This is a genomic window from Stutzerimonas sp. S1 (genome assembly GCF_025966695.1).
Lineage (GTDB): Bacteria > Pseudomonadota > Gammaproteobacteria > Pseudomonadales > Pseudomonadaceae > Stutzerimonas.
In genome coordinates, this window is the sequence record NZ_JAOEIY010000007.1 from 24197 (window position 1) to 38911 (window position 14715).

General features: G+C 63.8%; 11 protein-coding genes. 9 read left to right on the top strand and 2 right to left on the bottom strand.

All coding sequences use genetic code 11. The features are described 5' to 3' along the window. Window positions 1-40: 40 nt before the first annotated feature. Window positions 41-2890: an RNA polymerase-associated protein RapA gene (gene rapA, locus N8H22_RS15880; RefSeq protein WP_264591485.1), complete on the bottom strand. Its 2850-nt coding sequence runs from the start codon at window positions 2888-2890 to the stop codon at window positions 41-43. A 145-nt stretch (window positions 2891-3035) separates the two neighbouring features. Here rapA and N8H22_RS15885 point away from each other — a divergent pair, with 145 nt between their 5' ends. From N8H22_RS15885 to ccoM, 4 genes are all read left to right on the top strand, one after another. After that, complete coding sequence (locus N8H22_RS15885; RefSeq protein ID WP_264591486.1) at window positions 3036-3338, top strand: aspartate-semialdehyde dehydrogenase; 303 nt, start codon at window positions 3036-3038, stop codon at window positions 3336-3338. A 45-nt stretch (window positions 3339-3383) separates the two neighbouring features. After that, complete coding sequence (locus tag N8H22_RS15890; RefSeq protein WP_264591487.1) at window positions 3384-3992, top strand: alpha-ketoglutarate-dependent dioxygenase AlkB; 609 nt, start codon at window positions 3384-3386, stop codon at window positions 3990-3992. Further along, window positions 3982-4143, top strand: a complete 162-nt coding sequence (locus tag N8H22_RS15895) for a hypothetical protein (protein WP_264591488.1) — start codon at window positions 3982-3984, stop codon at window positions 4141-4143. Before N8H22_RS15890 ends, N8H22_RS15895 begins: the two co-directional genes overlap by 11 nt. A gap of 296 nt (window positions 4144-4439) precedes the next feature. Then, a complete protein-coding gene (ccoM, locus tag N8H22_RS20090) occupies window positions 4440-4556 on the top strand; it encodes a cytochrome c oxidase subunit CcoM (RefSeq protein ID WP_008568212.1) in 117 nt (38 codons plus the stop codon). A 152-nt stretch (window positions 4557-4708) separates the two neighbouring features. Here ccoM and N8H22_RS15900 read toward each other — a convergent pair whose 3' ends face one another. Then, a complete protein-coding gene (locus N8H22_RS15900) occupies window positions 4709-5179 on the bottom strand; it encodes a MaoC family dehydratase (RefSeq protein WP_264591489.1) in 471 nt (156 codons plus the stop codon). A 266-nt stretch (window positions 5180-5445) separates the two neighbouring features. Between N8H22_RS15900 and fadD2 the strand changes: the two genes are divergently transcribed. From fadD2 to N8H22_RS15925, 5 genes are all read left to right on the top strand, one after another. Beyond that, window positions 5446-7134 (top strand): long-chain-fatty-acid--CoA ligase FadD2, encoded by a 1689-nt coding sequence (gene fadD2, locus N8H22_RS15905; RefSeq protein WP_264591490.1) that lies wholly within the window; start codon window positions 5446-5448, stop codon window positions 7132-7134. A 226-nt stretch (window positions 7135-7360) separates the two neighbouring features. After that, on the top strand, window positions 7361-9052 hold the full coding sequence (fadD1, locus tag N8H22_RS15910) for a long-chain-fatty-acid--CoA ligase FadD1 (RefSeq protein WP_264591491.1): 1692 nt from the start codon (window positions 7361-7363) through the stop codon (window positions 9050-9052). A 168-nt stretch (window positions 9053-9220) separates the two neighbouring features. Next, window positions 9221-10906 carry a methyl-accepting chemotaxis protein gene (locus tag N8H22_RS15915; RefSeq protein WP_264591492.1) on the top strand — a complete coding sequence of 562 codons (1686 nt, stop codon included), beginning with the start codon at window positions 9221-9223 and terminating at the stop codon, window positions 10904-10906. 180 nt (window positions 10907-11086) lie between these two features. Next, window positions 11087-12772, top strand: a complete 1686-nt coding sequence (locus N8H22_RS15920; protein WP_264591493.1) for a methyl-accepting chemotaxis protein — start codon at window positions 11087-11089, stop codon at window positions 12770-12772. Between the two features lie 309 nt (window positions 12773-13081). Beyond that, complete coding sequence (locus N8H22_RS15925; protein WP_264591494.1) at window positions 13082-14692, top strand: M28 family metallopeptidase; 1611 nt, start codon at window positions 13082-13084, stop codon at window positions 14690-14692. The last annotated feature ends 23 nt before the right edge of the window (window positions 14693-14715 follow it).

Genomic DNA, 14715 nt, shown 5'->3' on the forward strand with positions numbered 1-14715 from the left:
GGTTTGGTGCGCGACAGCGCACCATGCCCGAATTGTCGTTTCAGCCGGCGACCAGCACCCGAATCGCTTCCAGACGCAGCGCGGCCTTGTCCAGTGCCGCCAGACCGTCCTCGCGTTGCTGGCGCAGGGCTTGGATCTCGCTGTCACGCACGCTCGGGTTGACGGTCTGCAAGGCGATCAGGCGTGCCAGCTCCTCGTCCAGCCCGGCCTTGAGTTTGCGCTGCGCCTCCGCGACCCGCTCGGTATGGCGAGGCACGATCTTGCTTTCGGCGGCAGCGATCTGCACGGCGAGCACGTCACGCTGGGCCTGAACGAACTTGTTGGCGCTGGCCCGCGGCACGCTTTCCAGCTGATCGTTGAGGGTCTCGAAGGCGACCTTCGAGGCCAGGTCGTTGCCATTGCCGTCGAGCAGACAGCGCAGCGCCAACGGCGGCAGGAAGCGGCTCAGCTGCAGCGCACGCGGCGCCACCACTTCGCTGACGAACAGCAGTTCGAGCAGGACGGTGCCGGGCTTGAGCGCCTTGTTCTTGATCAGCGCCACCGCGGTGTTGCCCATCGAGCCGGACAGCACCAAGTCCATGCCACCCTGCACCATCGGATGTTCCCAGGTGAGGAACTGCATGTCCTCGCGCGCGAGGGCCTGGGCGCGATCGTAGGTGATGGTCACCGCCTCGTCGTCGCCGAGCGGGAAGCTGGCGTCCAGCATCTTCTCGCTGGGGCGCAGCACCAGGGCGTTCTCGGAGTGATCCTCGCTGTCGATGCCGAAGGCGTCGAACAGTTGTTCCATGTAGATCGGCAGGGCGAACTGGTCGTCCTGCTCCTCGATGGCTTCGACCAGCGCCTTGCCCTGTTCGCCGCCGCCGGAATTGAGTTCCAGCAAGCGGTCGCGACCGCTGTGCAGCTCGGCTTCCAGCCGCTCGCGCTCGGCGCGGGCCTCGTCGAGCAGCCGCTGGAAGGCCTCGTCGTCGCCTTCTTCCAGCTGCGCCAGCAGGCGCGGGCCGAACTGGTGCTGCAGGGCGTTGCCGGTCGGACAGGTGCTGAGGAAGGCATTCAGCGCCTGGTGGTACCACTGGAACAGCCGCTCCTGCGGGTTGTTCTCCAGATACGGCACGTGCACCTGGATCTCGTGCTGCTGACCGATCCGATCGAGGCGGCCGATGCGCTGCTCGAGCAGGTCCGGATGCGCCGGCAGGTCGAACAGCACCAGATGATGGCTGAACTGGAAGTTGCGACCTTCACTGCCGATCTCGGAGCAGATCAGCACCTGCGCGCCGAACTCCTCGTCGGCGAAATAGGCCGCGGCGCGGTCGCGCTCGAGGATGCTCATGCCCTCGTGGAACACCGTGGCGGGAATGCCGGAACGCACGCGCAGGGCGTCCTCCAAGTCCAGCGCGGTTTCGGCGTGGGCGCAGATCACCAGCACCTTGTACTTCTTGAGCATCTTCAGGGTGTCGATCAGCCATTCGACGCGCGGGTCGAACTGCCACCAGCGGTTGCCCGCTTCGCCATCGTCCTGCTGGCTCTGGAAGGCCACTTCGGGATACAGCTCGGCATGCTCGCCCAGCGGAAGTTCCAGGTACTCGACCGGGCAGGGTAGCGGATAAGGGTGCAGCTGACGCTCGGGGAAGCCCTGCACGGCGGCGCGGGTATTGCGGAACAGCAGGCGGCCGGTGCCGTGGCGGTCGAGCAGTTCGCGGATCAGCCGGCTGCTGGCCTCGACATCGCCGTCGGTCGCCGCGGCGAGCAGCGCCTCGCCTTCGGAGCCGAGAAAACCGTGGATGGTCTGATGCGCCTTGGCCGACAGACGACCGTCGTCAAGCAGCTCCTGTACCGCTTCGGCCACCGGCTGGTAGCTGGCGCTTTCGGCGCGGAAGGCTTCAAGGTCATGGAAGCGATTGGGGTCGAGCAGGCGCAGGCGGGCGAAGTGGCTGTCCAGGCCGAGCTGCTCCGGAGTCGCGGTGAGCAGCAGCACGCCAGGAATCACTTCGGCGAGCTGCTCGACCAGCTTGTATTCGGCACTGGCGCCTTCCGGATGCCAGACCAGGTGATGCGCTTCGTCGACCACCAGCAGGTCCCAGCCGGCGGCGAAGGCGGCGTCCTGCGCACGCTCGTCTTCCTTGAGCCACTCTAGCGATACCAGTGCGAGCTGGGTGTCTTCGAACGGGTTGCTGGCATCGCTCTCGATGAAACGCTCGGCATCGAACAGCGCGACTTCCAGATTGAAGCGGCGGCGCATCTCCACCAGCCACTGGTGCTGGAGGTTTTCCGGCACCAGGATCAGCACTCGGCTGGCGCGGCCGGAGAGCAGCTGGCGATGGATGATCAGGCCGGCCTCGATGGTCTTGCCCAGGCCTACCTCGTCGGCCAGCAGCACGCGCGGGGCGATGCGGTCGGCGACTTCCTTGGCGATGTGCAGCTGGTGCGCGATCGGTTGCGCACGCACACCGCCCAGGCCCCACAGCGATGACTGCAGCTGGGCGCTCTGATGCTGCAGGGTGTGGTAGCGCAGGCTGAACCAGGCAAGCGGATCGATCTGTCCGGCGAATAGGCGGTCGCTGGCCAGACGGAACTGGATGAAATTCGACAGCTGGGTTTCAGGCAGGGTGCGGGCTTCGTTCTGCGCGGTGAGACCGTGATAGACCAGCAGGCCGTCGACGTCGTCGACTTCGCGGACGGTCATTTTCCAGCCTTCGAAATGGGTGATCTCGTCACCGGGCACGAAGCGCACACGGGTCAGCGGAGCGCTGCGCGTGGCGTACTGACGGGTTTCGCCGGTGGCGGGATAGAGCACGGTGAGCATTCGCCCGTCGTGGGTCAGGATGGTTCCCAGTCCGAGTTCAGCTTCGCTGTCGCTGATCCAGCGTTGCCCCGGTAGATACTGCTGCGCCATGCTGCCTCCCGCTGTGAAAAAGCCGGCTATGGTAACGGAACGCCGCCTCAAGAGCGACGACAGCCGACTGCCTTGAGCCTGAAAGTGTAGCGGCCCTGCTACAGTGACGAGCAAGGGTTGCCCGAACGATCGACAGGATTTCCGCATGCTGCCACCTATCCCCTCAGGCGTCTTTCCAGTCAGTGCGCAGCAGGACGTGGTCAAACCGCGTCCTGACATCCAGCCCGTCACTCCGGTAGAGCCGGCCACCGGTGAAAGCGCGATCAGTCTGGACCGCCGTCATCCGCAGGAGGCCGAGCAGATGGCGCGTGACGAACAGCGTCGCCGACAGCGGCGCGGCCATACGCCCGAGGAGCTGGCCCAGGCCGCTCCGGATGAGGCTGTCGCAGCCGCAGATGGCTCCGACGAGTTGCCGCGCCAGGGCCTGTGGGTGGATGTCGAGGTCTGATTCGCGCGCTATGTCTATCGTCTCCGTCCATTAGTCGGGCACCGCATGTCTTCTTCGCAGCCGCTGGTGCTGCCCGATGCCGAGCTTCAATATCTGGCGCAGTGGGTTGGCCCGCCGCAGGCCGATGCCTGGCTCGCCGAGCTGATCGAGCAGACCCCGTGGGAGCAACCGCTGATCACGCTGTACGGTCGCCGAGTCGCGGTGCCGAGGCTGGTGGCCTGGTATGGCGATCCGCAAGCGCGTTACCGCTATTCCGGTCAGCGCCACGAACCACTGCCCTGGACGCCGCTACTTGCAGCGATTCGCGAGCGACTGCAGCAGGAGCTGAGGCGGCCGGTCAATGGTGTGCTGATCAACTACTATCGCGACGGGCGGGATGCCATGGGCTGGCACTCCGATGACGAACCGGAGCTGGGGCGCGAGCCGTTGGTGGCCTCGCTGAGCCTGGGGGCCACCCGGCGCTTCGATCTGCGGCGCAAGGGCAGCAGTCGCATCGAGCATTCCCTCGAGCTGGAACATGGTTCGCTACTGGTCATGAGCGGGGCGACCCAGCATCATTGGCAGCACCAGATCGCCCGAACTCGCAAAGTTCTGGCACCTCGCCTCAACCTGACCTTCCGCATGATTCACCACGGGCCCGAGCATGAGCAGTGACGACAAGCTGATCGATTTCAGCGCCGAGCGCGACAAGCGCATCCACGAGCAGAACGACAAGCGTCTTGCCGAGATGCGCAAGGCGTTCGAGCAAGCCTTGCCGCTGGGCAAGGCAAAGAAAAGTACGAAGAAGAAGCCGAAGAAACGCTGAAATCTGCTGCAGGCGAACTCGCTCGCCCTTGAGCGGGCAGCGGCCTGCGGCAGCCTGTCGCGCTGCGCACGCTGCCGTTGTTGTGAATGCCCACTGAATCCCCGTGTCGCCCGTCGTGCCGCGCTGCCGAGGCACCTTTCCAACGCCCGAAAGCCCCTGTTTTCTTGATCCAGATCAGTCGCCGAGCCGGCTTTTCGCAAGCTGTCCGCGGCTATTGACGTCGGTCAATTTTGTGAGGGGGGAGCAGGTTTAACTTGCAGCCATCGGACAGCGGAACAGCTACGGAGGAAGGTCTCATGTTCGTCGATAATGTGGTACTCGCAGGGGTGGTCACGGTCGGCCTGATGGTCGCTTTCCTCGGAGGTTTCGCATATTTCATCTGGCGGGACGCGCAAAAGAAAAAGCGCAGCTGATTCGCTAGTCCAAAAGAGCACGCAAGGCATTTAGGCGACCCTGGGTCGCCTTTTTTTTTGCCCTTTTTTTACGGCGCCACTGCTGTAAGCAGGCAGTGCGGGGCCGCCGCTTCACAACACACGGTGAGTGGCGGCGGTCTTCCCGGTACGCCTCAGCCGATGCTGATCGGCGGCAGCTCCTTCAGTTCCACCGTTTCCTCGCGGCGTGGCGCCAGTACTTCGGCTTCGCCGTCCACCACCTGCTCATTGTTCTGGTTGAACACCTGAGTGGCGATGCGTACGCGGTTTTTCGGCAGCTTTTCGAGGATCTCCAGACGCACGGTCAGAGTGTCGCCGAGCTTCACCGGGCGGGTGAACTTCATCACCTGTCCCAGATAGATAGTGCCCGGGCCCGGCAGGGTGCAGGCCACTGCGGCGCTTATCAGGGCGCCGCTGAACATGCCATGCGCGATGCGTTCCTTGAACAGGGTGCCGGCGGCGTACTCGGCATCCAGGTGAACCGGGTTGCGATCGCCGGACATGGCGGCGAACAGCTGAATGTCACGTTCGCCGACGGTCTTCTCGAAGCTCGCCTTCTGGCCTACTTCCAAAGCGGAGTAGGGCGTGCTGCTGATGGTATTCATGCTCGGTATGGATCCTTGGTCGCTGAAAACTGGACAGGTGTTCCCGGCGTCGAGACGCATGGGTCACGGTCTGACTGAAAGAGTGCGCTGCATTCTAGAGGCAAGCGTGCGGCTTGTCCCGGTATCTGGTACGCGCGCTCGGGACGACAGATTCACGATGGTGATGAGGGGGTGACCGCCCTTGCGCCGCGCCATCGACCTGCTAAGTTCGGGCTCAGCCCGCCGCGCGTGGGCCAGAACACTCTCAGGTCAAGAGGCTAATAACAATGCAACCTGAATTCTGGAATGACAAACGGCCTGCCGGCGTGCCGAACGAGATCGACCTGAGCGCCTATCGTTCAGTGGTCGAGGTGTTCGAGCGCGCCTGCAAGGTCCATGCGGATCGTCCGGCCTTCACCAACATGGGCGTAACCCTGACCTACGGCGATTTGGAACGCTATTCCTCGGCGTTCGCTGCCTGGCTGCAGAACCATACCGATCTGCAACCCGGTGACCGCATTGCCGTGCAGATGCCCAATTTGCTGCACTACCCGATCGCAGTATTCGGGGCGCTGCGCGCCGGGCTGGTAGTCGTCAATACCAACCCGCTGTACACCGTGCGGGAGATGCGCCATCAGTTTCAGGATTCCGGCGTGCGGGCACTGGTGTACCTGAACACCTTCGGCAAGCAAGTGCAGGAGGTGTTGGCTGACACCGATATCGAGCATCTGATCGAGGCGAGGATTGGTGATCTGCTGCCGTCGCTCAAGGGCGCGCTGGTCAACGCCGCGGTCAAGCACGTGAAAAAGATGGTGCCCGCCTACAACCTGCCGCAGGCCGTTTCCTTCAAGGGGCTGCTGCGCGAGGGGGCGCGACATAGCCTGCGACCCGTGCCGCTGAGTCTGGAACATATCGCCGTGCTGCAGTACACCGGCGGCACTACCGGGGTGGCCAAGGGTGCGATGCTCAGTCACGGCAATCTGGTGGCGAACATGCAGCAGGTGCGGGCGAACATGCAGCAGCTGGATGGCAACGGGCACCCGGTGATCAAGGAAGGCCAGGAGGTGATGATCGCGCCGTTGCCGCTGTATCACATCTATGCCTTCACCGTGAATTGCATGTGCATGATGGTGACCGGCAATCACAACGTTCTGATCACCAATCCCCGTGACATTGACGGCTTCGTCAAGGAGCTGCAGCGCTGGCGGTTCTCCGGATTCCTCGGGCTGAACACGTTGTTCGTCGCGTTGATGTCGCATCCAGGCTTTCGCAAGATCGATTTCTCCGCGCTGAAAGGCACCAATTCGGGTGGAACGGCGCTGGTTTCGTCGGCGGCCGAGCGCTGGCAGAACCTGACCGGTTGCACGGTGGTCGAGGGCTACGGGCTGACCGAAACGTCGCCGGTGGTCTGTGCCAACCCGCATGGCGAGCGGTCACGGCTGGGAACTGTGGGGTTGCCGGTTCCCGGTACGCTGCTCAAGGTGATCGACGATGATGGCAACGAACTGCCGCTCGGTGCGCGCGGTGAGCTTTGCGTGAAGGGTCCGCAGGTGATGAAGGGCTACTGGCAGCGGCCGGAGGCGACTGCTGAGGTGCTCGACGCCGACGGCTGGCTGAAAACCGGCGACATTGCGGTCATCGACGAGGACGGTTTCGTGCGCATCGTCGATCGCAAGAAGGACCTGATCATCGTTTCCGGCTTCAACGTCTATCCGAACGAGATCGAGGACGTGGTGATGGCGCATCCCAAGGTCGCCAGCTGCGCGGCGATCGGGGTGCCGGACGAGAGATCCGGCGAGGCGGTGAAGCTGTTCATCGTGCCGCGCGAGCCGGGGCTGACGGTCGACGAGCTGCAGGCCTACTGTCGCGAGAATTTCACCGGCTACAAGATGCCCCGTCATTACGTGTTCCGCGACTCGCTGCCGATGACGCCGGTGGGCAAGATCCTGCGCCGCGAGCTGCGCGACATCGCTTGACCCGGCGACCGCTCGGGATTTCTGGCGGAGCAGCGACAGAGTGACCGTGAAAATCAATCCGGTCACTTTGTGCCTGTCAGACGAGTAAATGGCTCTGTTCGGCCTGTTTCAAAGCTGCTAACCTCGGGCCGCTTTGTGCTGCTATCAGCAGCACAAAAGTTTACAAATCACAACAAAACAGCTGCCATTGTGTGCAGTGACGAAGCTGTCGCTTAGGAGTGGGGTCATGACCGAAAACTTCTGGAAGGATAAATATCCGGTTGGGGTTGCCAGCGAAATCAATCCCGACGAGTACCAGAACATCCAGGCAGTGCTGAAGCAATCCTGCGAGCGTTTCGCGGACAAGCCCGCCTTCAGCAATCTCGGCAAGACCCTGACCTACGGCGAGCTGTACAAGCTTTCTGGCGACTTCGCCGCCTATCTCCAGCAGCACACCGACCTGCAGCCGGGCGATCGTATTGCCGTGCAGCTGCCGAATCTCATCCAGTATCCGATCGTCGTCTTCGGCGCCATGCGTGCCGGGCTGATCGTGGTCAACACCAACCCGCTCTACACCGCGCGGGAGATGGAACACCAGTTCAACGACGCCGGCGCCAAGGCGCTGGTGTGTCTGGCCAACATGGCGCACCTGGCCGAGGAAGTGCTGCCCAAGACCGGGATCAGGCATGTCGTGGTCACCGAGGTCGGCGACATGCTGCCGCCGCTCAAGCGCATGCTGGTCAATGCCGTGGTCAAGCACGTGAAGAAGATGGTGCCGGCGTACCAGCTGCCGGCGGCGGTCAAATTCAACGATGCCATGGCGCGGGGCCGCGGCAAGCCGGTGCGCGAAGCCAATCCGACCGGCCAGGATGTCGCCGTGCTGCAGTACACCGGCGGTACTACCGGCGTGGCCAAGGGCGCCATGCTGACCCACCGCAACATCGTCGCCAACATGCTGCAGAATCGCGCGCTGATGGGCAGCACGCTGCAGGAAGGCTCGGAAGTGATGGTCGCGCCGCTGCCGCTGTATCACATCTACGCCTTCACCTTTCACTGCATGGCGATGATGCTGATCGGCGCGCACAACGTGCTGATCAGCAACCCGCGCGACCTGCCGACCTTCGTCAAGGATCTGGGCAACTACCGCTTTACCGGCTTCGTCGGCCTCAACACGCTGTTCGTCGCACTGTGCAACAATGAGGGCTTCCGCAAGCTCGACTTCTCGGCGCTCAAGCTCACCGTCTCGGGTGGCATGGCGCTGCAGTTGGCCACCGCCGAGCGCTGGAAGGCAGTCACTGGCTGCGATATCTGCGAAGGGTTCGGCATGACCGAAACCAGTCCGGTGGTATCGGTCAATCCGGTCGTTCGGATTCAGATCGGCACCATCGGCATCCCGCTGCCATCCACCGATTGCAAGGTCATCGACGATGACGGCAACGACCTGCCGATGGGCGCGATCGGCGAGCTGTGCGTGCGGGGCCCACAGGTGATGAAGGGCTACTGGCAGCGGCCGGACGCCACCGCAGAGATTCTCGACGCCGACGGCTGGCTGAAGACCGGCGATATCGCGGTGATTCAGGAAGACGGCTACATGCGCATCGTCGACCGCAAGAAGGACATGATCCTGGTGTCCGGCTTCAACGTGTATCCGAACGAGTTGGAAGACGTGCTGGCGACTCTGCCGGGCGTGCTGCAGTGCGCCGCCATCGGGATTCCGGACGAGAAGTCCGGCGAGGCGATCAAGTTGTTCGTGGTCGTCAAGCCGGGCGAGAGCCTTACCCGCGAGCAGGTCATGCAGCACATGCATGACAATCTGACCGGCTACAAGCGTCCGAAGACCGTGGAGTTTCGCGATAGCCTGCCGACTACCAACGTCGGCAAGATCCTGCGCCGCGAGCTGCGTGATGAAGAGCTGCGCAAGCTCGGCCACAAGCAGTAAGCCGCACCGCGCACCTTGGACAAAAAAAGGCCCCGCTTCAGCGGGGCCTTTTTTTTTACCCCGGCCGGAGAGCGGAAAGGTTTAGTAAGCGGTTCGTAGCGTTCTCTAATGCCGTAGTCAATGGCAAAATAGCACTACTTATCCATGCGTTTACAGGGGTTATTCCTCATGCTGTCCTCCTTACGTCTGCGAGTGAAGTTGCTGTTGCTTGCTCTGGGTCCGATTCTGCTGCTGGCAATCATGCTGAGCGGGGTGACGGTGTACGAACTGCAGGATCTCGCCGATCAGCAGGAGGTCCAGACCCGCGAAAGCCTGATTCGTGACCGCCGCGCGGAACTCAAGCACTACATCGAGGTGGCGCGTGCCGCCATCGCGCCGATCTACGAAGCGTCGGAGGCCAATGACCTGTACGCCCGTGACGAGGCTGTCGCGCTGCTCGAGCGCCTGGCTTACGGCGCCGAGGGCTACTTCTGGGGGTACGACAGCAAGTCCGTGCGGATCTTCCAGGGCAATAGTCGTGACAAGATCGGCGAGAGCTTCCACGACTTCCGCGATCCGAACGGTGTCTATGCGATCCGCGAACTGGTGGCAGCCGGGCAGAACGGCAGCCATTACGTCGATTACAGCTTCGCCGTACCCGGCAAGGACGCACTGGTGCCCAAGGTCGGTTACGCCGAGCATTTGCCCAAGTGGGACCTGGTGTTCGGCACCTCGCTGAACCTGGACGATGTCGAGCGCGACGTGCGGGCCGCACGTGAGGTGTTCCAGAAGCGCATCGACGGCCTGATCCTGTTCATGCTTGGTTGCGCGCTGGCGCTGCTGATCCTCATCGCCGTGCTGGCGGTGTTCATGAGCAACTCGATCCTGCGTCCGCTGCTGCTGATCAAGAACAGCCTCGACGACATGGCCGAAGGCGACGGCAACCTCACGTCCCGTTTGCCGGTCACCAGCCGGGACGAGCTGGGCGAGCTGGCGGCCTCCTTCAACCACTTCGTCGAGAAGATCCATGTTCTGGTGCAGCAGGTCGCTGGTACCACCACCCAGCTGACCGGTCTGGTCGGTGCAGTGGCGAGCCAGGCGCAGCGCTCCGAGCAGGCGATGGCCAGCCAGCGCCATGAGACCGACCAGGTCGCCACCGCGATCAATGAAATGTCGGCCGCGGCCCACGAAGTGGCGATGAGCGCGCAGCGCGCCGCCGAGGCGGCGCAGGAAACCGACCAGCAGGGCCACGCGGCCAAGCAGGTGGTCGACCAGAGCATCCGCCAGATTCATGAGCTGGTGGGCGAGCTGCGCGGCAGCGGCGAGTCGCTGGAAGGGCTGCAGCAGGACGTCAAGGGCATCGTCGGTGTGCTCGACGTGATCCGTGCCATCGCCGAGCAGACCAACTTGTTGGCACTCAACGCGGCGATCGAGGCGGCGCGGGCCGGCGAAGCGGGGCGTGGTTTTGCCGTGGTCGCCGATGAAGTGCGTGCACTGGCCAGCCGGACCCAGCAGAGCACCGGCGAAATCCAGAGCATGATCGACCGCCTGCAGAACGCCACCAGCCACACGGTGAGCACCATGCAGCGCGCCGGGCAGAAGGGCGAGGCGACCCGCGATCAGGCCAACCAGGCCGGCGAATCGCTGGACGCCATCTCGACGCTGATCGGCACCATCAACTCGATGAACGCGCAGATTGCCGCCGCCGCCGAGGAGCAGACCGCCGTAGCCGAGGAGATCAACCGCAGCGTGCACCACATCGCCGATGCGGTGGATGGTGTGGCCAGCGATGCCACCCAGGGTGCACAGACGGCGCGCGAGCTTCATGCGCTGGGTGAGCGCCTGCAGAAGCTGGTCGGTCAGTTCCGCATCTGATCGACGCTGAGCGTTGCGTTCATGGGCCCCGCTTCGGCGGGGTCTTTTTTTTTTGCAATTACTCACCGTTACGAAAAAGCAGTAAAGAAACTTAAGCCCGGGCCGAAAGTAGTCGTAACGATTAGTTGACGCTGTTTTTACGGCGCGCCTCGCTTTTCTCACTGACTCGGTGACCTATAAATGCTTTCGAATCTGCGCCTGCGTACGAAATTGCTGCTGCTCGCTCTGGGGCCAATCCTGCTGCTGGCCATTCTCCTCAGCGGCATCGCCGTCTACGAACTGCGAACTCTGGCCGAGCAGCAGGAGGCGCACACCCGCCAGAGCCTGATCAACGACCGCCGGGCCGAGCTGCAGCACTACGTGCAATTGGCACGCAATGCACTGGCGCCGATCTACGACGCCTCCGCCGAGGGTGATCTGCAGGCGCGCGACGAGGCGGTGGCCATTCTCGAACGGCTGTCCTACGGCAAGGACGGCTACTTCTGGGGCTACGACAGCCAGGCCGTGCGCATTCTGCAGGGCAACACCAAGGACAAGATCGGCCAGAGTTTCTACGACTATCGCGACCCCAACGGGGTTTATGCGATCCGCGACCTGGTGGCGGCCGGGCAAAACGGCAGCCATTACGTGGACTACAGCTTCGTGCTCGGCAGCAGCAGCACCTTGGTGCCGAAGGTCGGTTACGCCGAATACCTGCCGAAGTGGAAGATGGTGTTCGGCACCTCGCTCAACCTCGACGGCGTCGAGCGTGACGTCGAGGCCGCGCGTGCCGAGTTCCAGCAGCGCATCGACGTGCTGGTCACCATCATGCTGGGTTCCGCCGCGGCGCTGCTGGTGCTGATGGCGATCCTGGCGATATTCATGAGCAATGCGGTGCTGCGTCCGCTGCTGCTGATCAAGACCAAACTGGACGACATGGCGCAGGGCGACGGCGACCTCACCCACCGCCTGCCGGTTACCAGTCAGGACGAGCTGGGCGAGCTGGCGGGAGCCTTCAACCGTTTCGTCGAGAAGATCCACACCCTGGTGCAGCAGGTCGCCGGCACCACCACCCAGCTGACCGGTCTGGTCGGTGCAGTGGCCAGCCAGGCGCAGCGCTCCGAGCAGGCGATGGCCAGCCAGCGTCACGAGACCGATCAGGTCGCCACCGCGATCAACGAGATGTCGGCAGCCTCCAACGAGGTGGCGATGAGCGCGCAGCGTGCGGCCGAAGCGGCGCAGGAAACCGATCATCAGGGCCAGGCGGCCAAGCAGGTGGTCGATCAGAGCATCCGCCAGATTCATGAGCTGGTTGGCGAGCTGCGCGGCAGCGGCGAATCGCTGGAAGGGCTGCAGCAGGACGTCAAGGGCATCGTCGGTGTGCTCGACGTCATCCGCGCCATCGCCGAGCAGACCAACCTGCTGGCGCTCAACGCGGCGATCGAGGCGGCGCGGGCCGGCGAGGCGGGGCGCGGTTTCGCCGTGGTCGCCGACGAAGTGCGCGCGTTGGCCAGCCGGACCCAGCAGAGCACCGGCGAGATCCAGAGCATGATCGACCGCCTGCAGAACGCCACCAGCCACACGGTGAGCACCATGCAGCGCGCCGGTCAGAAGGGCGAGGCGACCCGCGACCAGGCCAACCAGGCCGGCGAATCGCTGGACGCCATCTCGACGCTGATCGGCACCATCAACTCGATGAACGCACAGATCGCCGCGGCTGCCGAGGAACAGACCGCCGTAGCCGAGGAAATCAACCGCAGCGTGCATCACATCGCCGATGCGGTGGATGCGGTCGCCAGCGATGCCGCCCAAGGCGCGCAGACCTCGCGCGACCTCAACGGCTTGACCGAGCGCCTGCAGAAGCTGGTCGGTCAGTTCCGCATCTGATCGCAGCACGGAACGGCGTGCGCAAGGCCGCCGTTCCGCTTCTGTTCGTCGCTTCCGCTGTTGGCGCCAGAGTGCGCATCCCTCCTGCCTTCCGCCCCTCACGTTGACGTTGCGCGCGCGACGTTCGTGAGCCGTGTTTGCCAAAGTTCCGCCGAACCGACCAGCGGCACGACCGCCCGGCGCCATTGCAAGAACGCAGCGGCGAGTCCCCGGTCTAGCTCCCTATGGCCGCGTCCCTGAGTCTCAGGGGATGGTGGTGTGAGCCTCCTGCGGCCTACCCATCAATCACGTCGTAAGGATGAGTCACCCATGCACAATAAGAACAATGCACTACGGGTAGTCGCTTCTCTCGCTCTGGTTTTCAGTGGTGCCGCACTCGCAGCGCCGCCGGCCGAGCAGCAACGTTTCGATGACTTCTGGAGTCCCGGCAAGCCGGATGCGTCGCTCTGTCGGTCGCCGCTGATGGTCGGCACGCCGCTGGGTTTGCCGCGCTGTATGCAGGCCAGCAATGTGCTCAGGCATCTACAGAGCCTGCAGGACATCGCCAGCCTCAATGACGGCAATCGTGCGTCCGGGTTGCCTGGCTATCAGGCCTCGGTCGACTACGTGCGCACTCAGCTGGAACGCGCCGGGTACCAGGTTCAGGTGCAGGCCTTTCCCTTCCTCGCCTTCTATCCCACCGGCCCCGGCGTGCTGAACGCGCTGGCGCCGCAGCAGCAGAGCTATGTCTGGGAGGAGGACTTCACCTATCTGGAGCAGAGCGATCCCGGCACGGTCAGCGGTCAGGTGGTGCCGGTGGATGTCGCGCTCGGCGCCGGCAACACCTCCACCAGCGGCTGCGAAGCCGAGGATTTCGCCGGCTTTCCCGCAGGCGCGATCGCCCTGATCCAGCGCGGCACCTGCCCGTTCGGACAGAAGGCCAGCCTGGCAGCTGAGGCCGGCGCGGCCGGGGTGGTGATCTTCAACCAGGGCGATACCGAGGACCGCAAGGGCCTGATGGGCGCCACGCTCGGCGCCGATTACGCCGGAGGGATTCCGGTGCTGTTCGCCACCTACGACAACGGCGCAGCCTGGGTGCAGACCGAGGGCCTGCAGCTGAGCATAACCGTCGACGTGATCCGTGAGCAGACCGAGACCTACAACGTGCTGGCCGAAACCCGCAGGGGCAATCCGGACAACGTGGTGATGGTCGGCGCGCACCTGGACTCGGTGTCCGAAGGGCCCGGCATCAACGACAACGGTTCCGGCAGCGCCGCGCTGCTGGAAATGGCGACGCTGATGAGCAAGGCCCATCCGTTGAACAAGGTGCGCTTCGCCTGGTGGGGCGCGGAGGAGTCCGGCCTGGTGGGCTCGACCCATTACGTCACGCAGTTGCCGGATGAGGAAAAGCAGCGCATCAAGGCCTACCTCAACGTCGACATGATCGGCTCGCCGAACTTCGTCAACTTCATCTATGACGGTGACGGTTCCGACTTCGGCCTGCAGGGCCCGCCCGGTTCGGCAGCCATCGAGCGTCTGCTGCGCGCCTATTTCGACCTGCGCAACCAGCCGTCGGAAGGCACCGAAATCGACTTCCGCTCCGACTATGCGCAGTTCTTCGACGACGGCATCGCCTTCGGTGGGCTGTTCACCGGCGCCGAAGATGTGAAGAGCGAGGAGCAGGCGCAGCGCTATGGCGGTGCCGCGGGACAGGCGTTCGATCCGTGCTACCACAACGAATGCGACAACCTGAGCAACATCTCCAACGAAGCCCTGGAGCTTCACGGTGATGCGCTGGCCTTCGCCACCAGCTGGCTGTCACTGTCGACCAAGGCGATCGACGACGAAATCGCCGCCGCGGCGAGTGCCGAGCAGGGCATGCGCAGCCTGCGGACGCAGCAGGTTCAGGAGAAATCCCGCTGGGGTCACTGGATTCGCTAGTCGTAGCCACCGCGCCGGTTCGC